We start from the raw sequence: 22,640 nt of genomic DNA, 5'->3' as shown, positions 1-22,640 counted from the left end.
TCAGGCGATTTCGGCTCGCAACCAACGTTTCAGGCCGGCAATATCGCCATCATCGACAGCCGCCGCCACGCGCCGGCCGACCGCCGCGCCGAACTTGTAGCCATGGCCCGAGCAGGCCGAGACGATCAGGCATTTGCCCGTCTCATGCGCCAGGAATTTCTCATCGTCCGTGAATGTATAGGCGCAGGTGACCACTTCGGTCACCTCATACTCCTCGATGCGGGCGATCGGCGGCGAAAACAGGTTGCGAATCGCCTCGCCCTCGCCCGGCACCGGCTGCCGGTTCCAGTCGGCGTCGCTGGTCGGCACCCTGTGCAGGCCTGAACCGAATTTCATGCCGGCACCTCGGGTCAGCGGGATCATGTAACCGTCGGTCTTGCCACCTACATCGAGGACTACGGGCGCAACTTCCCAGACGGCCTTGAGGTCCGTCGGCGGTTCGACATAGGCGAGCGCGGTTCGGTACGTCTTCAGTTCGCCGCCGAGTTCGGGGAACAATTTCAGCACCCAGGCGCCCGCAGCGACGACGATGCGGTCGGCCTGCATCGTCTCGCCGGACGCGAGCACGATATGCCCTGCCTCGGAGTCGACCGCCGTCACCTTGCTGTTCTCGTAGACGTTGGCGCGGTTGGCGCGCAGCCACTTGGCCAGGCCGGACGCGATCTTGCGGCAATGCAGCGCGCCGCCTTCCGGCGAAAAATAGGCGTAGCGGAACGAGCCCGGCTCCAGGAAAGGCCAGCGTTCGACCGCGGCATCAGGTTCCAGCAGGTCGAACGGATAGTTTCCCTCCTCCAGCCCTTCCCGGTATTCCTCGGCTTCGTCGCCCGGCTCGCGCGAGACGCAGAGGAAGCCCCTGGAATCGAGATGGTTCTCCCCGAGGTCGGCCCACATCTCGTCCCAGGCTTCATAGGCCTCGCCGATCAGCCGGCCGTAGCCGGTCCCGGCCCGGTAGGCACGGCGAATGATGCGGTGATGGTCGCCGGATGCCGCCAGCGGATTGGGGATCGGCCCCTGCTCGACGATGGAAACGCTCTGGCCGGCCTTGACCAGCGCCCATGCGGTGGAGAGACCGGCGATGCCCGCGCCGACAACGATCACATTCATCAAATCAGACTTTCCGCAGCCGTTGCGGCTGGCTCAACGCATTGGATTGCGGGCGCCAACATACGGTCTGGAACCAGGCTGGCAAGCCGCGCTATTGGTCTGGCATGACCAAATCGACGCCATCCTACCTCGCCTTTGATCCAGCGACCCGTCATCTGAGGCTTGACCCGCACGAGTGGGCTTTCTTCCAGGATCCGTACGTGGCCTATGCGTTCCTGCACGATGCATCGAACGTCTTTTTCTGGGAAGAATTCGGGTTCTGGTGCTTTGGCGGCTTCGACGATGTCAACAAGCTGTTGCGCGACCGCCGCTTCGGCCGCCATAACCCGGCGGGCATTCCCGACAGTCGTGGCATCGACCGGGACAGAACACATCTCAAGGCATTCGACGGCATCGAAGCCAATTCCATGCTGGAACTGGAGCCGCCGGTGCACACGCGGCTTCGAACACTGGTCAACCGCGCCTTCGTCTCGCGCCAGGTCGAGCGGCTGCGGCCGCGTGTGGAGGCACTCGCCAACGAACTGATCGATCGTTTCGAGCCGGGCAAGCAAGTCGACCTGCTGCCCGCCTTCGCTTCTCCCCTGCCCATCACCATCATCGCCGAGATGCTCGGCGTGCCGGTCGAAATGGGACCGCAACTGCTCGACTGGTCACATCGAATGGTCGCCATGTACGTGCATGGCCGCACTCGCGAGATCGAGGAGACGGCCAATCGCGCGGCTCAGGATTTCGCCGATTTCCTGCGCGGCACCATCGCCGAACGGCGCAAAAATCCAGGCGACGACCTGCTGTCGCTGCTGATCTCGGCGCAGGAGGGCGGCCAAAAATTGTCGGAAGACGAAATGGTGTCCTCGGCGATCCTGCTGCTCAATGCCGGCCACGAAGCGACCGTGCACCAGACCGGCAATGCGGTGCGCTCGATTTTGGCGCAAGGCGGCGACCCGCGCCGTTTCTTCACCTCAGCCGAGGCAACAGCGGCCGCTGTCGAGGAATGCCTGCGCTTCGACGCGCCGTTGCACATGTTCACCCGCTACGCCTACCAGGAGATCGAAATCGCTCCCGGGATCGTCGTGCAGCCCGGCCAGACGATCGGTCTGCTGCTTGGCATGGCCAACCATGACCCTCATGCCTTTGCCGAGCCGCGGGCCTTCCGGCCGGATCGTGCCGACCAGAAGAACGTGTCGTTCGGCGCCGGCATCCATTTCTGCATCGGCGCGCCCCTGGCCAGGCTCGAATTGCAGGTGTCGCTGAAAACCTTGTTCGAGCGGCACCCAAAGCTTCGTCTTGCCGAAAGCCCAAGCTTCCGCGACACGTATCACTTCCACGGGCTGGAAGCGCTCACCGTCGGCTTCTGAAGGAGCGCAGGCCTGAGCTGTGAGCTGCGCGCAGCAAAGGATCACAGCCTGATCACATACTCCTTGCGGGTGGTTTCAAGCACTTTCCAGCTTCCCTTAAAGCCAGGCCGCAGCACGAAGCTGTCGCCGGCCCTGACGGTGCGCGCTTGGCCACCCTCCTCTTCGATCACCGAAACGCCGGAGAGGATGTGACAGAATTCCCATTCGTCGTAGACGATGCGCCACTTGCCCGGGGTCGATTCCCAGATACCGGCATAAAGGCCGCCTTCGCGCTCCTCGACGTTCCAGGTGCGGAATTTCGGATCGCCCGAGATCAGGCGATCGGGCGTCGGCGCGCCTTCTTCGGCGTCGACAGAATCCGTCGATATCGTCAGATAATGCTCGGACAGGATTTGCCTCCATGAAGAACCGGCCTCGGGCCGGCTCGCCTTACCCCGGCGTTTTGCGCCGACCCGCCCACGAGGGGGAGGATAGATCAAACTTTGGCGAGTGCCTGTTCGAGATCGGCGACGATATCGGTGACGTCCTCGATGCCGATGGACAGCCGCACCGTGTCCGGTCCCGCACCCGCCTTGACCTTCTGCTCGTCGGACAGCTGTCGGTGCGTGGTCGACGCCGGATGGATGACCAACGACTTGGTGTCACCGACATTGGCCAAGTGCGAGAACAACTCCAACGCTTCAACGAATTTGACGCCGGCCTCGTAACCGCCCTTGAGGCCGAAGGTGAAGACCGCGCCGGCGCCTTGCGGCGAGTATTTCTTTTGCAGGGCGTTGTTCTTGTCGCTGGGAAGGCCGGGATAGTTGACCCAGGCCACCTTGGGATGGTTGGACAGCCAGCCCGCGACGGTGATCGCATTGTCGCAATGGCGCTGCATGCGCAGCGGCAAGGTTTCGAGGCCTGTCAAAATGAGAAAGGCGTTGAACGGCGAAATCGCCGGGCCGAGATCGCGCAGGCCAAGCACGCGCGCGGCGATGGCGAAGGCGAAATTGCCGAAGGTTTCGTGCAGCACCAGGCCGCCATATTCGGGGCGCGGTTCCGACAGCATCGGGTACTTCCCTGATTTCGACCAGTCGAACGTGCCGCCATCGACGATGGCGCCGCCGATCGAGTTGCCGTGACCGCCAATGAACTTGGTCAGCGAATGGACGACAATGTCGGCGCCGTGCTCGATCGGCCGGATCAGGTAGGGCGAGGCCAGGGTGTTGTCGACGATCAGCGGCAGGCCATGCTTACGCGCGATGTCGCCGATCTTCTCGATGTCGACGAAGGTGCCGCCGGGATTGGCCAGACTCTCGATGAAGATCGCCTTGGTCTTGTCATCGATCTGGCTCTCGAAGGTTGACGGATCGTTCGCTTCGGCCCAGCGCACCTCCCAGCCAAAGTTCTTGAAGGCATGGCCGAACTGGTTGATCGAACCGCCATAGAGCTTGTTGGCGGCGACGAAATTGTCGCTCGGCTGCAACAGATTGTGGAACACGATTACCTGGGCGGCGTGGCCGGACGCGACCGCAAGGGCGGCCGTGCCGCTCTCGAGCGCCGCTATGCGTTCTTCGAGCACCGCCTGCGTCGGGTTCATGATGCGGGTGTAGATGTTGCCGAAGGCCTTCAGCCCGAACAGCGAGGCGGCATGATCGGCGTCGTCGAAAACAAAGGAGGTCGTCTGGTAGATCGGCGTGGCGCGTGCGCCGGTGGCCGGATCGGGCTTGGCGCCGGCATGGACGGCGAGCGTGTTGAAACCGGGCGTGCGGGTCACTGAAACCTCCCTCGAAAAAACTTCTGAATTCGCCGGCCATTCTTGGCCAAGCTCGACCACGAATGCAAAGAAGAAAATGCCCTTCGGCGTGTCATCTTCGACCGGGCAGCAGGAAAATGCGGCTCCTGCCGGAATAATTTTGCGCCTTCCCGTTGTCTATTTTTGCCGCACGCCGAAACTCTGGAATCCCGACCGCATCAGCGGCTTCTTCGACGACAGCACGCCGGAATTGACCCCGGTCCAGCCGATCTCGCCGGACAGCTTGCCATATTCGATCTTGGGGCAGCGGTTCATCACCACCTTGATGCCGGCGGCTTCGGCGCGCGCGGCGGCTTCGTCGTTGCGCACGCCGAGCTGCATCCAGATCACTTTCGGCAGAGGATCGAGCTTCAGCACCTGGTCGACAACGCCGGCCACCGCCGCCGAGGCGCGAAAGATGTCGACCATGTCGATGGGCTGCGCAATCTCGGCAAGGCTGCCATAGACCGTACGGCCGAGTATCTCCTTGCCGGCATGGCCCGGATTGATGGGGAACACCTCAAACCCCTTGGCCAGCAGGTATTTCAACACGAAATAGCTTGGACGCACGTCGTTAGCAGACGCGCCGACCATGGCGATGGTCTTCACCGAATTGAGGATGCCGGCGATGTAGGCGTTGTCGTAGCTATCGTGATTCATGGCTCGTCCTCATACAACGCCTCGGCGAGAAAGCCATCAGGATCACTGCTGAAATCGCGCATCATGCGGAAGTGGTCCGTATCACGAAAATCGGTCGGATCGAGCCCGAACCGGCTGATGCGGAACAGCCGCGCGCCCGGACAGGCCATCAGCAGCGGCGAATGCGTCGCCATGATCACTTGCGCAGTGCCCGACCGATCCATGCGCCGCAGCATCTTGAGAAGTTCGATCTGGCGCGATGGAGACAGCGCGCTTTCGGGCTCGTCGAGGATGTAGATGCCTTGCCTGCGGCAACGTTCCTCGAAGAAGCGGATGAACCCTTCGCCATGCGACCAGGACAGAAAGTCGGGCGGAGGTGGCTTGAACGGATCTTCCAGGGCCACCTGGTCAAGATAGCGAGCCACCGAGTAGAAGGATTCGGCGCGAAAGAACCAGCCGGCGGTGACTTTTGGCAACCAATGGCCACGGAAGGTATCTGCCAGCGCGGCACCACTCCTGTCGATGGCGCCGGAATGGTCGACAGGCCGGTAGCCCTTGCCGCCTCCGGCTTCGTCGTAACCGGCGAGCGCGCCGATCGCCTCGAGCAATGTCGATTTGCCGGTGCCGTTCTCACCGACGATGATGGTAATTGGTGTGGTGAATTCGAGTTCGAAGGCGTGACCGCGAAACAGCGGCAGGTTCCACGGGTATTTTTCCCAATCGGTCACCCGCTCGGAATCGAGCAGAATGCGCTTGAGATAGGGCGCCTTGAGCCGCGTCAACTGCCTGCGGTGAGCCATCAATCGGGCAGCGAGATCGTACCGTTTTCCGCGATCGGAAAGGCCGGGTTGTGCGCCACTTCCCAGACATGTCCGTCGGCATCGGCGAAATAGCCGTACCAGCCGCCCCAGAAGGCACGGCCTGCCGGCTTGACGATGCGGCCGCCGGCCTCTTCAGCCATCGCAAGCACCGCGTCCACTTCGGCATCGGAGCGGGTGTTGTAGGCGAGATAGACGGCGGAAGGCGCCTTGGCGAAGGTGATGCCGGAATCCTCCTCGGCGCTGGCGCGCGGGAACAGGCCGAGTATAACACCACCCATCTGGAAGAAGGCGACGCCATCGGTGATGCCCGCATGGCGCTTCAGGCCCATCGTCTCGTAGAAGCGCACCGCACGATCGAGATCGTCGGTGGCGATGGTGATAATGGAAATGCGCGGCTCCATGACTTTCGTCCTTATTCGTCGGTCCATTCCGGCTTGCGTTTGCCGATAAAGGCGCCGATGCCCTCCTGGGCGTCACGCGCCAGCATGTTCTCGACCATGACCCGGCCGGTATAGGCATAGGCATCCGCCAGCCCCATCTCGGCCTGCGCATAAAACGCTTCCTTGCCGGTCTTCAGCACCGAAGATGATTTTGAAGCAATGGCTTGGGCGTATTTGTTGACAATCTGATTCAGGTACTCGCGCGGCACGACGCGGTTGACCAGGCCGAACTCCTTGGCGGTCGCGGCATCGATGGTTTCGCCAGTCAGGAGCATTTCCATGGCGTGCTTGCGCGAGACGTTGCGAGACAACGCCACCATCGGCGTCGAGCAGAACAGGCCGATGTTGACGCCCGGCGTGCAGAAGGTCGCCTCATGCGAGGCGATGGCGAGGTCGCAACTGGCGACAAGCTGCAGGCCGGCGGCGGTGGCAAGGCCATCCACTTCGGCGATCACCGGCTTGGGGTGGCGCACGATCGCCTGCATCAGCGTAGCGCAGGCGGCAAACGTCTCTTCGAAGAAGGCCTTGCCGCGATCGGCGTCGGCGCGGCGCGCTGTCATCTCCTTCAGATCGTGGCCGGCGCAGAATACCTTTCCGGCCGCCGACAGCACTATGACGCGAACGGCCTTGTCGGCCCTGGCACGGTCCAGTTCCTCCGTCAGCGCCGTCATCGCCGCCAGGGAAAGCGCGTTCGCGGGGGGATTGGCAAGCGTCAGGCGCAGCACGCCCTCGTCGCGGCTAGCCGCAACCGGCCCTTCAACTGCGACAGGCTTGATGGCAAGGATTTCGGCCATGGCTAAGGTCTCCGCGATTCCATTCCGCTGGCAGCGTATCTAATATCGGCTGGGGTTTCATCAACACCGTATCGCTTGCGCCAGTAGGATGAAGGTGTTGCCAGAAACGCGCCGCTTCGCCCATACAGGCTTGGCGCAGAATGAGGACCGAAATGCCCGCCCAGACCAAGCTCGAGCCGGTGCTGACAGCAGCCCAGGTCAATGCGCTGATGGAGACCGTGTTTCCGCAGCTTAACGAAAAGGGCGCGGCCTTTGAGGCAACCGACGTGTTCCCCGGCGGCTGCACCGTGCGGCTCAATGCCGGCGAACGGCATTTGCGTCCCGGCGGTACGGTGTCCGGCCCCGCCTTGTTCACGCTGGCCGACATTGGCGGCTATGTTTGCGTGCTCAGCCATGCCGGGCCGGATGCGCTCTCGGTCACCACCAATCTCAACATCAATTTCGTCCGCAAGGCCGAGGCAGGACCGATCGATGGCCATTGCCGCATCCTGAAGCTCGGAAAGAACCTGATGGTCTTCGACATCGACATCGTCGCCGGCCCGGAGGGGCAGACAGTGGCGCACGCCACCGGAACCTATTCGATCCCGCCGAAACGCTGACACGGAGAAGGCCGATCCGGCATCCTGGCCGGAACTCCCGATCGACACGTCCGTTTTGCGGCATGCCCGATCTGACCACATACCTTGCCTTTCTCGGCGCCGTGCTTGCCTACCAGCTTTCCGGCGTCGGGCCCGATATGATGCTTGTGATCAGTCGCGGCGTCGGACAGGGCTGGCGCCACGCGCTGGCGGCCGCGACAGGCTGCGTATCGGCCGGCGTCGTACAAATTCCATTACTTGCGATGGAACTTGCCACGCTGATCACATCCTCGCCGCCTCTTTACAGCTTTCTCCAAATCGTCGGCGCCATCTATCTGATCGCCATCGGGGTCAAATTCCTGTTGGCGCGCCGGCAGGATGAAAGTCGTACCTCTGCCTTTGCCAACACCGGTGGCACTGCTGCCGCTTTCCGGCAGGGCATGATCTGCAATCTCACCAATCCGACGACGCTTGCCTTCATGTTAGCGATGCTGCCGCAATTCGTTCACCCTTGGGCCGGTCCAGCGGCGTTGCAGTTCGTCATTCTCGGCACGACTATGAAGATGATGGGAATGGTTGTCCTCGGCGCCATCGCGCTGACCTCCGGCGCGGTCGGCGGCTGGCTGTCGCGCCGAAGCAGCTTCGTCGTGTGGCAGGGAAGGCTAGCCGGAGCCATTATGGTCGGCGTTGGCATCAGACTCCTGCTTGCAGTGACGAGTGGCCGGCGGTGAGCGAAATACCAGCCGTTTTGGCGGTAGGCCGTGTTGTAAAATAATACCACATAGTTTAGCCATTGAAATTTAACGGTTTTTCGTTTTCGTTGACTCCCAATGATGCTTGACGAGGGCTACCCTTCTCCCCTATAAGCCCTCACGAAGCAGCGGCCCGCAAAGGCCGCCGTTTTGTTATTGGCGGCGGGCAAGCGCTTTTCGCCAATCCAAGCAACAAGAAACGCCTTCCTTATCGTTTGTGGATTGGGGAAGGTCCGAACCGAAAGCAGAAAACATGACAACCTTTTCGCAGAAGCCTGCGGATGTGGTGAAAAAGTGGATCCTGATCGACGCCGAAGGTCTCGTCGTCGGCCGTCTCGCCACCGTTATCGCCAATCATCTTCGCGGCAAGCACAAGCCGACCTTCACCCCGCATGTCGACGACGGCGACAATGTCATCGTCATCAATGCCGACAAGGTGGTGTTCACCGGCAAGAAGTTCACCGACAAGGTCTATTACTGGCACACCGGGCACCCCGGCGGCATCAAGGAGCGCACCGCGCGCCAACTGCTTGAAGGCCGTTTCCCCGAGCGTGTCGTCGAGAAGGCCGTCGAGCGCATGGTGCCGCGTGGCCCGCTCGGCCGTCGCCAGATGAAGAACCTGCGCGTCTATGCAGGTGCCGAGCATCCGCATGTCGCCCAGCAGCCAGAAGTGCTCGACGTGGCCAAGCTGAATTCCAAGAACAAGAAGGTCGCATAAGATGGCTGAGCTTTCCTCGCTCGCAGAACTGGGCGCCGCTACCGGCAACACCAATACGCAGGCCGCGGCACCCGTCCATGTCCAGAAGCTCGACAAGTCGGGCCGCGCGTATGCCACCGGCAAGCGCAAGAACGCCATCGCGCGTGTTTGGGTGAAGCCAGGTTCGGGCAAGATCGTCGTCAACGACAAGGAATTCGCGACCTATTTCGCGCGTCCGGTCCTGCAGATGATCCTCAACCAGCCGATCATCGCCGCCAACCGCTCGGGCCAGTACGACATCGTCGCCACGGTCATCGGCGGCGGCCTTTCGGGCCAGGCCGGCGCTGTGCGTCACGGCATCTCCAAGGCGCTGACCTATTACGAGCCGGCGCTGCGTGCCGTGCTCAAAAAGGGCGGCTTCCTGACCCGCGACAGCCGCGTCGTCGAGCGCAAGAAGTACGGCAAGGCGAAGGCCCGTCGTTCGTTCCAGTTCTCGAAGCGCTAAGCGCATCGCAGCTTCACAACCGAAAGGCCGCCTCCGGGCGGCCTTTTTGCGTTGCGCATCACTATTGAGCGGAATGGTCGGCGTCGCGGATGAACAGGAACGCGCAAAGTGCCGAGCCGGCCACCGCGAGCGCCGAGGCCAGGAATGCCAGTTGCATGCCCTCGATCGTGCCCAGCGCCAAGGCGGATCCGAACAGCGCCACCCCGATCGCGCCACCCGACTGGCGCACGGTGTTGAGCACGCCCGATGCCGTTCCCGACATCTCCGCCGGCATGGAAGACAACAGCGCGGTGGTCATGGCCGGTACGGCAAGACCAATGCCGACCGGCAGGAACAGCAGGCGCCACAGCAGCGACAGGTAGGACGTATCGGCCTGGATCAGCGCCATCAGTCCGAAACCGGCTGCCCCGACGAACAGGCCAATCGCCATGGGCGATCGTGGGCCATGATTTGCGGCAATGCGCCCGGCGGCAATGTTCGACAGGGTGACTGCCGCCATGAACGGCAGGAAGGCCAGCCCTGTCATTTCGGGAGAAAAATGCCTTTCCTGCTGGAAATACAGGCTGAGCATGAAGATCGTGCCATAGAGCGTCAAGTTGACGGCCAGTCCCACGAGGCTCGTCACAGCCGGCACGCGGCTGGCAAAGAGACCGAGCGGAAACATCGGCGCCCTCGTCCGGCTCTCGACCAGCAGGAACAGGCTTGCGGCCACCGCCGCCAATACCAGTCCGCCGATGACCGGCATCGAGGTCCAGCCCGATGAACCGGTTTCGATAAAGGCGCCGGTCAGCGAAAACAGCGCCAGCACGACAAGTCCCTGCCCCACCCAGTCGATCGGCGGCCGCTCGGCCTTGAGCGGCGTTTCCTGCAGAAACCGATAAGCCATCCAGATGGCGAGAGCGCCAATGGGCAGGTTGACCAGAAAGATGCTGGCCCAGCCAAGCGACGCGACCATGAAACCGCCGAGCACCGGCCCTGCCGACAGCGCGATGCCGCCCGCCGCCGTCCACAGCCCAACGGCGCGTGCCCGGCGCGCCTTGTCGGATGCGTAGGCGCGATTGAGGAGTGCCAGCGAACACGGCATCAGCAAGGCGGCACCCGCGCCTTGTGCAGCGCGCGCCGCAATTAGCAACCAGGCACTCTGAGCCAGGCCGCAAGCCAGCGAAGCAATGCTGAACAGCGCCATGCCGCCAACGAAAACGCGGCGAGCGCCGACCCTGTCGCCGAGGGCGCCGCCGGCGAGCAGCAGCGAGGCGAAGGCAAGCGTGTAGGCGTCGACGACCCATTGCAGGCCGCCGACCCCCATCGACAGCCCAGTACCGATCCTGTTCAGCGCGACGTTGACGATGGAGACATCGAGCTGCACGACCACGAAGCCGAGGCTGGTCGCAGCAACGGTGGCGGCATAGGCGGCAGGGCGCTTGATAACGATGGTATCGGGCATGCCCATGGATAACGGGTTTCCCCTGACACCGTTGCGTCAGCAGGCGCCGGCCTGCGACAGCCAGGCCGGAACTTCAGCCGCGCAAATCAATTGATGCTGGCGGTCGCGGCAGGTTCGACGCGTTCGCCCGTCCCCGCATAGGGCACGCGAAACCCATTTGCCGCCAGCCAGCCTATCGCCGCCTTCGGCTCATCGGTCTGGATGATGGTGGCGCCGCGATCGGCCCAGAAGCCCCAGGCTTCACGCGGCAGGCTGGCCTGAACCGCCAGTTCATCGCCCCGGCCGCCGGCAAGGAAGCCGCCGGGCTTGTCGACGATGGCGTAGGTGTCGGCCCAGATGTGCCAGTCGCCCCTCACCGCCGCCGCGCGCATGCGCGCGCTGAACAGCGCTCCGCCAGTCTCGGTCAACGTCTCCGCGCCGGCGCGCCAGTTGATCAGCTCGATCGCGCGCGGCGCAAAAGCATGGTCGACCGTCGCGGCGAAACCGGCGTCATGCACTGCGTCGTCGGCGATGATCGGCATGAACTGGAAGCCGCCGCCGACCGCTTCCATGGCAGCCTTCACCGTAGCGATCCTGGTCTGGTTCCACAGGTTTTCCTTGACGATGACCTGGTCGGCCATGCCGAGATCTCGCGCCACCGCGACCATGCCCGACAGGTCCCCAACCTCCAGCTTGTTGTCGAGATTGATGAGAATCCTGTCCCTGGTCGCCAGCAGCATCTCGCGCAGCGTCGAGACTGTCTCGTCGGTGACGGGGCCCGTGCCTTCGATCACCAGCCGGCAACTCTTCAGTTCGGCCAGCGTGTACTTAACCACCTCACCCTCGCAGGTCGTGGTGCGATCAAGCCAGCTGTCATGCATGACGACGAACTCGCCGTCCTTCGAGCGCCGGATGTCGACCTCGACGATCTCGGCGCCGATCGCGATCGAGCCTTCGACGGCGGCAAGCGAATTTTCCGCATACAGCGTCTTGCCAGCCTGCATGCTGCCGGCGCGATGCGCAGCCACCATGACGTGGTCGCGCCACTGGTTGGCATGTTCGAAGCGGTCGAGGATCTGCCTCGCACGGGTTTCGCCCGCCATTGACTGGCTGGCGGAAGCCGCCAGCGTGACGGAAAACAGAAGGCTCGGCCAGAAGGTCCGCATCGAGAATCGCTCCATTCCGGATCGAACCGGGAATAGGCGATGCCCGTGACGTCTAGGTGAACGAAGCCGGCTAGCGGTTGCCAGCGATATGTCGCCTCAGATGCGTTTCGACAGTCGGCGGAACCAGGCCATCGCAGGCATCTCGACGAAACGCCAGGTAATCCAGGAGACACCTATCGTGGCAAGGAGCATGACGAGGATCGCAACGTCCCCCGCCCAGCCGGCGCCGAAGCCGGTCGCCGGCTCTCCGCGCAAGACGATGTCGCCGACAAGACCGAGGCCGAGCTTGCGCTCGACCAGGCCGGCGACATTGATCATGCGCGCCTGGACGAAGATGTGGACCATGTAGATCGAGTAGGACAGCGCGCCGAGCGTCAGAATGACTGGGGTTCTCAGAAAGACACTGATCCAGCCCCCCTCATGAGCAAAGAGAAACAATGCCAGTGCAAACACCAACGGTGCTGCGATCCCGGCATCATTGTCGCCCGCCAGTGCGACGAAAAGCACAATGACAGCCGCCATGACGATTTCGGCAAGGGTCCAGCTCAGCAACGGGCCGGTCCGGGCAAGCGCCTGTCGCGCGCCTGCAATGGAATCATGCTGGAACGAGGCAAGCAAGGCGCCGAGCGAGAAGCCGTACAGGCAGCGTATGAAGCCGAAATCGAAGGACACATCCATATGGTGGGTCGAGAAGCCAAGCAGAAACAGAGGCGCGGTGATGGCGGCGGCGACGAACCACACCCAGGCGCGTGCCCCGGCGGTGAAGACCACTCCCGCGAACAACAGGTAGGCGAAGAACTCCGCCGAAATGCTCCAGCTTGGCGCATTCCAAGTCAATTGGTCATCGAAGCCGACCCCCTGGAGCAGCAGCAGATTGCTAAGCAGGCTCTCGAGGCTGAAGCCGCCGGTGAAGGGAGCGGCACCGGCGCCATGCACCTGAGGCAGCATCAGCCGCAGCAGCTCGAATCCGGCAAAAGCGGCGAGCATGAGAAAGTGCAGCGGATAGATGCGGCCGAAGCGCACCAGCGCAAAGCGTGCGACCTCCCGCGGCTGGTTCAGCCGCCAGCCATAGGAGCTGGCGATGACGAAACCGGAGAGAACGAAGAAGAAGTCGACAAACAGATAGGACGAACCGACAAAGGCGCTTTGCGAGATCGTCGAAGCGGTCGGGAAGTGGAACAGCGCCACCAGCAGGGCGCAGATGCCGCGCCACGAATCGAGAACCAGGAACCGCTCACCCGCCACCGTGCCGGACTGGATCGACGCCGCGCCATGGGGAGAATCAAGAAACGCGGTCTGCGTCATGATGATACAATCCTGTCTCGCGGCGGCACCGCGCCCGCGCCGTTTCGTTTCCCCAAGCTGTGACTGGCATGTTGCGTGCCGGTTCTGTAGTTGTTGCACCCCGATGAAAACCAAGGATCCGTAATGGCGAACAAGAACATCGACCATGCCTTCACAGCCCGCTCGAAGACGGGCGCTTCGCTGGAGCCGACCTATGCCGGCGCGCTGTCGTTCATGCGACGCAAATACACGAAGGATGTGAAGGGCGCGGACGCTGTGGTTTGGGGCATCCCTTTTGATGCCGCCGTCACCAATCGGCCCGGCGCGCGTTTCGGGCCGCAGGCGATCCGCCGCGCCTCGGCAATCCTCGACAACGATCCGCAATATCCCTTTTCGCGCGATCTGTTCGAGCACCTCGCGGTGGTCGACTGTGGCGATTGTCTGCTTGATACCGGCAACCACCAGAAGACGCCGGGGACGATCGAACGCGAGGCGGCCAAGATCCTGAAGTCAGGTGCCTTCCTGCTGTCGCTGGGCGGCGACCATTTCGTCACCTGGCCCCTGCTCAAGGCACATGCCGCAATCCATGGCCCGCTCGCTCTGGTGCAGTTCGATGCGCACCAGGATACCTGGGAGGATGACGGCAAACGCATCGACCATGGATCCTTCGTCGGCCGCGCGGTCAAGGAAGGCATTATCGATCCCGACCGCTCGATCCAGATCGGCATCCGCACCCACGCGCCCGACACGTTCGGCATCAAGATCCTCTACGGTCACGAGATCGAGGAGATGCGTGCATCCGACATCGCCTACGCCATCGTCGACAGGACGGGCGGCAAGAAGACCTATCTCACCTTTGATATCGACTGCCTTGATCCCGCCTATGCACCCGGCACCGGCACGCCGGTCGCCGGCGGGCCGTCCTCTGCAAAGATCCTGTCGACGCTGCGCCAGCTCAACCAGATCGATATTGTCGGGGCCGATGTCGTGGAGGTTGCGCCGGCCTACGATCACGCCGATATAACGGCGATTGCCGGCTCGATGATCGCCATGCAGTATCTCGGCCTGCTGGCCGAGCGGAAAGCACGGCTCGAAGAGCTGAACAACGGCAGCCACAACGGTGCCGCGGTGAACCAAGGCAACGGCATATAGTTTTCGATATCAGGGAATTTGATCAGCCAATGAAACCGAAAATCTTCATCGACGGCGAGCACGGCACCACCGGTCTCCAAATCCGGGCGCTGCTTGCCGAGCGCGGCGACCTGGAGATCATTTCAATTCCCGCCGAGCGCCGCAAGGAAACGGCGGCGCGAGCCGAATTCCTCAATGCCGCCGACGTTGCGATCCTGTGCCTGCCGGACGATGCGGCGAAGGAGAGCGTGTCGCTGATCTCCAACGAGACCACCAGGGTCATCGATGCTTCGACCGCGCATCGCGTAGCGCAAGGCTGGGAATATGGCTTTGCCGAGATGGACAAGGAGCAGGCGAAGAAGATCGGGGCGGCGAAACGCGTCGCCAATCCCGGCTGCTGGCCGCAGGGACCGATCGCGACGCTGCGGCCGCTGGTCGCCGCCGGCCTGCTGCCTGCGGATTTCCCGGTCACAGTCAACGGCATCTCGGGTTATTCGGGCGGCGGCCGCCCGATGATCGAGGACTATGTCGCCAAGGGCGAGGACGCCTCTGAATTCCTGCCCTACGGGCTCACCCTCCAGCACAAGCACGTGCCGGAGCTCAGGGCCTATGCGAAACTGTCGCACGATCCGATCATGCAGCCAGCGGTGGGCAATTTCGCGCAAGGCATGATCACGGTGGTGCCGCTGCAGCTCGGTGGCCTCGACCATGTGCCGACCGGTGCGGAACTCCATGCAGCCATCGCCGACCATTTCGCCGCCATCAAGGGCGGCGTGGTCGAAGTGGCGCCCTATGCGCATGTGGAGCGCATTCCGGAGATCGATCCGGAAATCTACAATGGCACCAACCGAATGAAGCTCTACGTCTTTGCCAATGACAAGCGCGCGCAGGCCCTGCTGCTCGCCGTTTACGACAATCTCGGCAAAGGGGCATCGGGGGCTGCCGTACAGAACATGGACCTGATGCTCGGCCTCTGATGGCGGCACCGGCATTTCCGGACCGTTGGAAGATCAGCGCGCCCGAGCTCATCGCCGAGACCTTTTCGAGCCGCATCTGGAAGGTGCGGCGCGAGGACGGCTCGCCGGCGATCGTCAAGGCGCTGAAGCCATTCGATGACGTCGCAGACGAGTTGCGCGGCGAGCATTTCCTTGCCTGGCGGCGCGGCGAAGGCGCCGTGCGGCTGCTGGGCCGCGACGGGCATTCCATGTTGCTCGAATATGCCGGGGAGACCATGCTGTCGCATGTTCTTGCCGAGCAGGGAGATTTGGCCGCCACGGAAATCGCGGCGGAGGTGATGGCAAAGCTGTTTTCGCCATCGGATCACCCCGCTCCGCCCGACCTGCAGCCGCTTCGGGAACGATTTTCCAGCCTGTTCAAGAAAGCGGAGGCCGACCGTGTCGTTGGCCGGAACAGCCTTTATGTCGAAGCGGCGGAAATCGCCGACCGGCTGCTGGGTGGTCCGCATGATGTCAGGCCGCTGCATGGCGACCTCCATCACGACAACATCATGCACGGAGCACGCGGCTGGCTGGCGATAGATCCGAAGAGCGTTCTCGGCGACCCGGGATTCGATGCCGCGAACATGTTCTACAATCCTCTTGATCGCGACGACCTTTGTCTCGATCCCCCACGGATTGCCGGGATGGCTGAAGTCTTTGCGCGAACGCTGAGCCAGACGCCGGCGGCAATACTGGATCACGCCATCGCCTATGGCTGCCTGTCGGCTTCCTGGCACCATGAGGACGACAACGCGATCGAGGAGAACCGCGAACTGTCGGTCGCAGCAGCGATCCGAACGGTACGGCTCGGCTTCTGATCCGTGCCGCCTTGCGTCAGGCGGAATTCGACGGCGACAAGACGATGGCGCAGTCGAACGTTCTGGATGTGACCGGAGAGACTCAGCGTCCGAGGGCGATCTCGTGGGGCAAGGGATATGCGCCCTTGGTGCCGCGCCAATGCGCGGCGGCGAACCCCAGCACGATCAACGCGAATCCCTGGTGGATCAGCGCCATGTGCAGCGGCACATGCATCAACAGCGTGCCGATGCCGACGGAGGCCTGCACCAGCACCAGGGCAAACAACAGCGTCGCGCGACGAGCATGCGTTGAACCGGGCAGACGGCGACGCGTGGCGATCATGTGCCACAGGGCGACGACGAACACCGTGTAGGCGCCGATCCGGTGCACGAACTGCACCGTCTTGGGGCTTTCGAAGAAATTGCGCCATGCCGGCTCCAGGATCAGCAGATCGCCGGGAATGATCTTGCCGTCCATCAGCGGCCAGGTGTTGTAGCTCAGGCCAGCGTGGAGCCCGGCGACCAGACCGCCGAGATAGATCTGGATCAGCGCCAGAAGCACTATGAAACCAGCCAGTTTCTGGGTCGAACGATCGGCCGCAGGTTCCGAATGCGGCGCCAGGCCGCGCGCGACGACCATGGTCGCCGTGAAGATCAGGGCGGCAAGCGTCAAATGGGTGGCGAGCCGGTATTGGCTGACCGAGACGCGGTCGACCAGACCCGAGGCAACCATCCACCAGCCGATGGCGCCCTGCAGACCGCCGAGAAGCAGGATGCCGACCAGCTTCGGCCCCAGTCCGCGCTCGATGCGGCGCGCCGCCCAGAAGAACAGCAGCGGCAAGGCGAAGACCAGGCCGACGCTGCGCGCCAGGAGACGATGCGCCCACTCCCACCAGAAGATCGACTTGAATGCCTCGATGCTCATGCCCTTGTTGAGCTCGGCATATTGCGGGATCTGCTGATAACGCTGGAATTCCTCTTGCCATTCGGCGTCGTTGAGCGGCGGGATGACGCCGTGGATCGGCTGCCACTCGGTGATCGACAGGCCGGACTCGGTGAGCCTTGTGGCGCCGCCGACCAGCACCAGCGCGAACAGCACCAGAAGCACCACGTAGAGCCAGCCGCGCACCAGCGCGCGGTTGTGCAGATCGCGGTCACGCGCCTCGTAAGGCGCGGCAGTAATGGCGGCCATGGATTTATCCCGGCAGGTTGAAGCCGATTGGTGGACCATCGCACTCCCGCATGCAAGACCGGGCGGCGCGGCACGCCGTCGCGCCGCGTCTGTCGGGTTGCACAGCTTCGCGTCAAGGCCTATGGCGAAGCCGACACATTGAGCTGGGCCGCACTTTACCCCGGCTCCAGGAGGCCAACCATGCCCGTGCGCCTGAAAAAGCTGATCGGAATGTTCCTGCTGGTGGCGCTTGTCATCATCTATGCGCTGGTCGCATCGATCTTCGCGGTCGCCCGGCTGTCCGAGGCGGGCCCGTGGACGCATTTCCTGTTCTTCCTGCTAAGCGGCCTGCTCTGGGTGCTGCCGGCGATGGGCATCATCAAATGGCTGATGCTGGAGCCTCGGCCCAAGCGCTGAACCGTTGCCGGCCGGCCTCAGATGGTGACCACCATCTTTCCGGCATTGGCGAGCGGCGTCGTCACGCCAGACAGCATGGTGCGGATGTGGGCGAGGTTCTGATAACGGCCGTTGACCGAGATGCGCGGCAATGCGTGCAGGAAGCCGGCGTGTTCGGCGCGCAGCACGCCATGACGGGTGGTCACGGCCGAGGTGTAGCCGGCATCGCGGACAAGGCCCACTTCGCGGCAGCCGACGGCGCTGGCATAGCCGTAGGGATAGGCGAAATGGCGCGGCTCCTCGCCCAGCTCGGCTCGCAGGATGGACTTCACCCCGACGATTTCGTGCCGCGCGTCGGCTTCTGAAAGCCGCTTCAGATTGCTGTGGTTGATCGTATGAGCACCGATCGTTACGAGCGGATGCGCTGCGATCGCGCGGATCTCCGACCAAGTCATCAGCGTGTCGACGCGCGGCCGGCCGGCGTCGACGCCGTTCGCATGCGCCAGTTCGCGCAGCACGGCGCGCAGGTCCTCCTCGCGAACCTCGCTGGTGAGATAGGTGTGCAGCCGTGCGATGGCCTGGAGCTTTTTGGCCGGGCTGGTGCAGTCGATCGTCGTTTTCCCTTCGGACGTCGTCAGGGTCAGGCGATCGCCCGCGTTGACGAGATCCTCGACCACGTCCCACCACAGATCCGCAGTGCCGTTGATAAGCCCCGGAGCCACATAGATGGTGATCGGCGCGCCGTGCTTTTCCAGCACCGGCAAGGCCTCGGTCATGTTGTCGCGATAGGCGTCGTCGGCGGTGATGGCGGCGAACTGGCCGCCCTTGCCGCGCGCCGCGATACGCTCCACCGCCTCGTCCATCGAGACGAAGGCGTAGCCATCCGCCTTCAGGCCGGCGATCATGGCGTCGAGGAAGCCGGGCGCAATGTTGAGATGACGGTTGACGCTGTCGGGCTTTTCGGGCTTTGCCGTAACGCGGTGCAGCATGAGGATGGCGCCAATACCGCCGACCAGCGGTTTGGCCAGCGGTGCGAGGCCGGTATAGCGGGCGACATTGAGCGCCAGCTTTCGGATTGCCTCCCCGCCGTCGATCATTCCTTCACCTTTTGCGCCTAGGCTGAACCAAGCACGGATACGCCTGAGCGCCCCCAAATCGGCAGCAATACGCCCTAAGGATTGAGGTATGGTTGACGCGGCCGCGTCATTTGACGGCAATCGCCTGGCGGCAATCGAAGCCCCGCCCAGTGTGCCGCCGATAGAGCCGGCTGGGCTGTCGGTTTCCACCGCTTCCGCCGATGGGCTCGCGGCCTATGCCGCGTTCTGCCGCTCCGCCGTGTTCGCGCCGGCGCAGAGCGCGGTTTGGATCCGCAACTGGGCCGCGCAGGTCGAGCCGGACCCGGTCGTGGCGATGCTGAATTGCGAAGGCAGACCGGTTTTCGCACTGGCGCTGGAGGTCGTCGGCCATGGGCCATTCCGTGTTGCCCGCTTCATGGGCGGCCGCCACGCCAATGGCAATTTCGTCGCCGCCGACCCGCAATGGCTTGCCAGGGCGGACAGTGCGGCTATTCGTTCGACCCTGGCGGCCATAGCCGAGGCTCGCCCCGACATCGATCTCGTCGCCTTCGAACGCCTGCTGCCTGACCTCGATGGCGTAGCCAACCCACTCGCCTCGTTCGATTATTTCGACAGCCCGAACCTGTCGCTCGCCGTCGACCTGGTCGGCGGTTTCGATGCACTGCTCTCTCGCGCAAACGGAAAGCGCAAACGCAAGAAGCACCGCTCGCAGACGCGCAAGTTCGAGGCCATCGGCAGCCATCGGCGCATCGAGGCGCGGACCGTGGACGAGGTCGGCCGGCTGCTCGACGGCTTTTTCGAGATGAAGGAATCCCGCTTCCGCAGGATGGGCATCGCCAACGTCTTCGGCGACAATCAAGTGCGCGCGTTCTTCCGTGCTCTGTTCACCGAGGCGCTTGCCGAGGATAAGCCCTCCTTCGTGCTGCACGGGCTCGAGGTCGCCGGCAAGCTTCGCGCCGTGACCGGATCGAGCCGCTCGGGCAAACGGCTGATCTGCGAGTTCGGCGCGATCGCCGAGGATGATCTCGCCCACACCAGCCCCGGCGACTTCCTGTTCTTCGACAATATCCAGGAAGCCTGCGAGGCGGGTTTCGACGTCTATGATTTCTCGGTCGGCGACGAGCCGTACAAGCGTTTATGGTGCGATATCGAAACGCAGCACTTCGAGGTGCTGGTTCCGCTGACGTCGAAAGGCCGCGCACTGGCGCTGGGGCTGCGGCAAAGCGCCAGGCTGAAAGCCGTCGTCAAGAACAGTCCGACGATCTGGAAGCTAACCAAGCTGCTGCGTCGCAAGGCCGCTGGCCAGGCGCCGGCGCCCGCCGAGGACGGTAGCTAACCCGCCCACCTTCCAACGTGATGACCACAAGCGCCGCTCATCGGACTCAAGCCGCCGAGCGCCTTCCCGGCACCGGGGTGCCCGGCGGTTCGTGGCCGAGCGGGGTCACCAGCGTCAACTCCGGATAGCCATTCTCGATCAGCTTGACGGCGGCCTGCGTCACCTCATCATCCGGCTCCAGCATGGAGAGGAACACCTCGGTCGCATCGCCACCCAGACGGCTGATGCCTTGGGCGTCGGCGGGACCGCATTCGACCACCACCAGGTCATAGGCGGTGGTCAGCGATTGCATGATGATCGGCAGCCGGTCGGCGGCGCGCATGGCGCGAACCGGATCGGCGGTGCCGACAGGAATGACATGGCAGTCGGAATAGAGGTCGGGGTGGATGACTTCGCTGAACTGCGCCTGCGACGCGAGCAGATTGGTGATGCCCGGGAACAGTCCGCTGTCGAGCATCGGTCGCGAGGCGGCGCCGGAAGCCGTGAGGTCGAGCAGCAGCACGCGCAGGCCGGCGTCGGAGACCTCACGCGCCACCAGGATCGCGGACGCGGCCGCCTCGTCACCTTCGGGCGACACGAAGATGGCGCGCGCGGCGCCGCTTGCGATCAGCTTTTCCGCCGCTTTTTCAACGTCGATCTCGCCCAGCACCGAACGCGGCCTGGTTTTGGCGACCGGGACGGCCTCGGCAACAGGGACGGTTTCGGCGACCGGTGCGCCGGCGGCGGGTTCGACCTCTATGACAGATTCCGCCGGCGAGGGCAGATCCGGTTCCACCATCATCTCCGGTTCCACCGCTTTCTCAGCGTGGTCCTCAGGCCCGGACTCTGGAATGATCGTCGTTTCCCTGGCCGCGACCGGCATCGCCACCTCGTCGATCGGCTCGAAGCGAGCGCCGCTGGCCGGGCGCATGGCGCGGCCGGAAAAGAGTTCGCGCAGCAGCGTGAACACCGACATGAGCAAAAGCGAGGCGGCAAAAGCAGCACCGACGATCGGCCCGATCTTGGGGAAGTAGGCCTCGGAAGGCACTACGGCCTTCGAGATGACACGCGCGTCGACCGGCACGTAATTGCGATCCTGGCGCGAAGCCGCCTCGCGGTAGTTGGTCAGGTAAAGTTCGAGCTGCTGGCGCTTGGCGGCAGCGTCACGCTGCAGCGCATCGAGACCGACCTGCTGTTCGCCTGCCTCCGCGGAAGCCGCCTTCAGCGTGTTGACGTCGGCGACGAGCTGGCTCTCACGTGACTTGGCGGCATCGGCCTGCATAGCCAGCCCCTTCATCACCTTTTGAGCTTCGCTGCGGATCTGCGCGTCGAGATCGGCCAGCTGTGATTTTGCCGCGCGAATGCGCGGATGATTGTCGAGCAGCGTCGTCGACAGGTCGGCGATGTTAGCGCGCAGTTCGACCTGCCGTTCGCGCAAGCGCTGGATCAGATCGGATGACAGCACCTCGGGCAGCGAATCCAGCGAGCCGCCATTCTGCAGCGCCTTGCGCACGCTGTCGGCGGTGCCCTCGGCGGCGGCGCGGTTGGCCCGCACCCGCGACAATTCGGTCGACAGTTCGGCCAGTTGTTGGGTGGCGAGCACAGAATTGTTGCCGCCCACCAGAAGGTCCGACTGGGCGCGATAGGCGGCGACCTTGGCCTCGGCATCCCTGACCTGCTTCTGCAGATCGGCGATCTCGGGAGCCAGGAAGTCCGCCGCGGCGGTGTTGGATTCGAGCTTGGCCGCGCCCTGCCCGGCAATGTAGGCGGCGGCAATGGCATCGGGGATAGCAGCCGCGAGCTTGGGATCTTCCGAGGAGAACTCGATGGCGATGATACGCGTCTTTTCGACGCCATAGACGTTGAGCTTCTCGCGCATCTTCTTCAGGACGCGTTCGTCGACCGGAATATCCATGGGATCGTTCTTCAACCCCACCAGGATCAGCAGGCGGTTGAGAGGCGACATATCGACAGTTTCGTCGAATTCGTGCAATCGCGACAGATCAAGCTTCTGCGCTACCTGCTTGAGGATTTCGTTGGACGAAATGATCTGGACCTGGGTGGCGACGCCTTGCTCATCGAGGATAGGCTTGTCGCTGTCATTGCTGCCGGCCGGGCGCGTGTAGACGGATTCACGCGTATCGATCTGAACCTGCGTCTGGGCCTTGTAGTGCTTGGTTGCCAGCGAAGCGAGCGCAAACGCCAACCCGGCAACCACCAGGGAGACGACCAATATTCGCAGCCAGTTCCTCGCCAGGCCGGCGAAGAGCTGCCTGAGATCGACGTCAACGTCTGCGGCCGTGGACTGAACGGACATGCATCCTACTCCGATACGGATCGCATGCACCGTAAACAACTATGGTAACTCAGCCGTTAAGATCACAGGAAGCTTCCGTCAGGACTTACTGGCAGGCGCCAAGCAAA

23 protein-coding genes are annotated in these 22,640 nt (G+C 63.3%); 10 read left to right on the top strand and 13 right to left on the bottom strand.

The window, feature by feature from the left end; all coding sequences use genetic code 11:
• On the bottom strand, positions 1-1,104 hold the full coding sequence (locus FJ953_RS15820; protein ID WP_140624742.1) for an FAD-dependent oxidoreductase: 1,104 nt from the start codon (positions 1,102-1,104) through the stop codon (positions 1-3).
• Positions 1,105-1,208: 104 nt separating this feature from the next.
• Between FJ953_RS15820 and FJ953_RS15815 the strand changes: the two genes are divergently transcribed.
• Positions 1,209-2,459, top strand: coding sequence for a cytochrome P450 (locus FJ953_RS15815; RefSeq protein WP_140624741.1), 1,251 nt, complete (start codon positions 1,209-1,211; stop codon positions 2,457-2,459).
• A 41-nt stretch (positions 2,460-2,500) separates the two neighbouring features.
• On the opposite strand, the gene FJ953_RS15810 is transcribed toward FJ953_RS15815, so the two are convergent.
• From FJ953_RS15810 to FJ953_RS15785, 6 genes are all read right to left on the bottom strand, one after another.
• Positions 2,501-2,848: a cupin domain-containing protein gene (locus tag FJ953_RS15810; protein WP_140624769.1), complete on the bottom strand. Its 348-nt coding sequence runs from the start codon at positions 2,846-2,848 to the stop codon at positions 2,501-2,503.
• Between the two features lie 86 nt (positions 2,849-2,934).
• A complete protein-coding gene (locus FJ953_RS15805) occupies positions 2,935-4,215 on the bottom strand; it encodes an O-acetylhomoserine aminocarboxypropyltransferase (RefSeq protein WP_140624740.1) in 1,281 nt (426 codons plus the stop codon).
• Positions 4,216-4,371: 156 nt separating this feature from the next.
• Positions 4,372-4,893, bottom strand: a complete 522-nt coding sequence (locus FJ953_RS15800) for a CoA-binding protein (RefSeq protein ID WP_140624739.1) — start codon at positions 4,891-4,893, stop codon at positions 4,372-4,374.
• On the bottom strand, positions 4,890-5,672 hold the full coding sequence (locus tag FJ953_RS15795) for an AAA family ATPase (RefSeq protein WP_140624738.1): 783 nt from the start codon (positions 5,670-5,672) through the stop codon (positions 4,890-4,892). The genes FJ953_RS15800 and FJ953_RS15795 overlap by 4 nt, the downstream gene beginning before the upstream one ends.
• Positions 5,672-6,094, bottom strand: coding sequence for a VOC family protein (locus tag FJ953_RS15790; RefSeq protein WP_140624737.1), 423 nt, complete (start codon positions 6,092-6,094; stop codon positions 5,672-5,674). The genes FJ953_RS15795 and FJ953_RS15790 overlap by 1 nt, the downstream gene beginning before the upstream one ends.
• Positions 6,095-6,105: 11 nt before the next feature.
• A complete protein-coding gene (locus FJ953_RS15785) occupies positions 6,106-6,927 on the bottom strand; it encodes an enoyl-CoA hydratase (protein WP_140624736.1) in 822 nt (273 codons plus the stop codon).
• Positions 6,928-7,079: 152 nt separating this feature from the next.
• Here FJ953_RS15785 and FJ953_RS15780 point away from each other — a divergent pair, with 152 nt between their 5' ends.
• From FJ953_RS15780 to rpsI, 4 genes are all read left to right on the top strand, one after another.
• A complete protein-coding gene (locus tag FJ953_RS15780) occupies positions 7,080-7,526 on the top strand; it encodes a PaaI family thioesterase (RefSeq protein ID WP_140493956.1) in 447 nt (148 codons plus the stop codon).
• A 101-nt stretch (positions 7,527-7,627) separates the two neighbouring features.
• Positions 7,628-8,236 carry a LysE family translocator gene (locus tag FJ953_RS15775; RefSeq protein ID WP_246674817.1) on the top strand — a complete coding sequence of 203 codons (609 nt, stop codon included), beginning with the start codon at positions 7,628-7,630 and terminating at the stop codon, positions 8,234-8,236.
• A gap of 274 nt (positions 8,237-8,510) precedes the next feature.
• Positions 8,511-8,975, top strand: a complete 465-nt coding sequence (gene rplM, locus FJ953_RS15770) for a 50S ribosomal protein L13 (RefSeq protein ID WP_010915638.1) — start codon at positions 8,511-8,513, stop codon at positions 8,973-8,975.
• 1 nt (position 8,976) lies between these two features.
• Positions 8,977-9,459: a 30S ribosomal protein S9 gene (rpsI, locus tag FJ953_RS15765; RefSeq protein ID WP_140493960.1), complete on the top strand. Its 483-nt coding sequence runs from the start codon at positions 8,977-8,979 to the stop codon at positions 9,457-9,459.
• 61 nt (positions 9,460-9,520) lie between these two features.
• On the opposite strand, the gene FJ953_RS15760 is transcribed toward rpsI, so the two are convergent.
• The 3 genes from FJ953_RS15760 to FJ953_RS15750 form a co-directional block, all read right to left on the bottom strand.
• Positions 9,521-10,909 (bottom strand): MFS transporter, encoded by a 1,389-nt coding sequence (locus FJ953_RS15760; protein WP_224684444.1) that lies wholly within the window; start codon positions 10,907-10,909, stop codon positions 9,521-9,523.
• Positions 10,910-10,989: 80 nt separating this feature from the next.
• Positions 10,990-12,048, bottom strand: coding sequence for a glycerophosphodiester phosphodiesterase family protein (locus FJ953_RS15755; protein WP_140624734.1), 1,059 nt, complete (start codon positions 12,046-12,048; stop codon positions 10,990-10,992).
• 96 nt (positions 12,049-12,144) lie between these two features.
• Positions 12,145-13,353, bottom strand: a complete 1,209-nt coding sequence (locus FJ953_RS15750) for an acyltransferase (protein ID WP_140624733.1) — start codon at positions 13,351-13,353, stop codon at positions 12,145-12,147.
• Positions 13,354-13,476: 123 nt separating this feature from the next.
• On the opposite strand from FJ953_RS15750, the gene speB reads away from it, so the two are divergent.
• Genes speB through FJ953_RS15735 form a run of 3 tightly spaced genes read left to right on the top strand, consistent with a single transcriptional unit; the run spans position 13,477 to position 16,279 of the window.
• Positions 13,477-14,484 (top strand): agmatinase, encoded by a 1,008-nt coding sequence (speB, locus tag FJ953_RS15745; RefSeq protein ID WP_140624732.1) that lies wholly within the window; start codon positions 13,477-13,479, stop codon positions 14,482-14,484.
• A 29-nt stretch (positions 14,485-14,513) separates the two neighbouring features.
• Positions 14,514-15,440 carry an N-acetyl-gamma-glutamyl-phosphate reductase gene (gene argC / locus FJ953_RS15740; protein ID WP_140493968.1) on the top strand — a complete coding sequence of 309 codons (927 nt, stop codon included), beginning with the start codon at positions 14,514-14,516 and terminating at the stop codon, positions 15,438-15,440.
• Positions 15,437-16,279: an aminoglycoside phosphotransferase family protein gene (locus FJ953_RS15735; protein ID WP_210240087.1), complete on the top strand. Its 843-nt coding sequence runs from the start codon at positions 15,437-15,439 to the stop codon at positions 16,277-16,279. Before argC ends, FJ953_RS15735 begins: the two co-directional genes overlap by 4 nt.
• Before the next feature lie 82 nt (positions 16,280-16,361).
• Here FJ953_RS15735 and FJ953_RS15730 read toward each other — a convergent pair whose 3' ends face one another.
• Complete coding sequence (locus tag FJ953_RS15730; protein ID WP_140565223.1) at positions 16,362-17,450, bottom strand: COX15/CtaA family protein; 1,089 nt, start codon at positions 17,448-17,450, stop codon at positions 16,362-16,364.
• A 180-nt stretch (positions 17,451-17,630) separates the two neighbouring features.
• Between FJ953_RS15730 and FJ953_RS15725 the strand changes: the two genes are divergently transcribed.
• Positions 17,631-17,846 carry a DUF2842 domain-containing protein gene (locus FJ953_RS15725; RefSeq protein WP_140522178.1) on the top strand — a complete coding sequence of 72 codons (216 nt, stop codon included), beginning with the start codon at positions 17,631-17,633 and terminating at the stop codon, positions 17,844-17,846.
• Between the two features lie 17 nt (positions 17,847-17,863).
• On the opposite strand, the gene FJ953_RS15720 is transcribed toward FJ953_RS15725, so the two are convergent.
• The gene (locus FJ953_RS15720) at positions 17,864-18,922 is read right to left on the bottom strand and encodes a polysaccharide deacetylase family protein (protein ID WP_140624731.1); all 1,059 of its coding nucleotides are present in this window, start codon (positions 18,920-18,922) and stop codon (positions 17,864-17,866) included.
• Between the two features lie 88 nt (positions 18,923-19,010).
• Here FJ953_RS15720 and FJ953_RS15715 point away from each other — a divergent pair, with 88 nt between their 5' ends.
• Complete coding sequence (locus tag FJ953_RS15715) at positions 19,011-20,237, top strand: GNAT family N-acetyltransferase (RefSeq protein ID WP_140493978.1); 1,227 nt, start codon at positions 19,011-19,013, stop codon at positions 20,235-20,237.
• A gap of 46 nt (positions 20,238-20,283) precedes the next feature.
• On the opposite strand, the gene FJ953_RS15710 is transcribed toward FJ953_RS15715, so the two are convergent.
• Positions 20,284-22,533 (bottom strand): exopolysaccharide transport family protein, encoded by a 2,250-nt coding sequence (locus FJ953_RS15710; RefSeq protein ID WP_140624730.1) that lies wholly within the window; start codon positions 22,531-22,533, stop codon positions 20,284-20,286.
• Positions 22,534-22,640 lie beyond the last annotated feature (107 nt).

It is taken from the genome of Mesorhizobium sp. B2-3-6, from assembly GCF_006442305.1.
In the GTDB taxonomy this organism is placed as follows: domain Bacteria; phylum Pseudomonadota; class Alphaproteobacteria; order Rhizobiales; family Rhizobiaceae; genus Mesorhizobium.
Note: the sequence above shows the minus strand (reverse complement) of the source record. Positions and strands in the feature narration are given on the sequence as shown.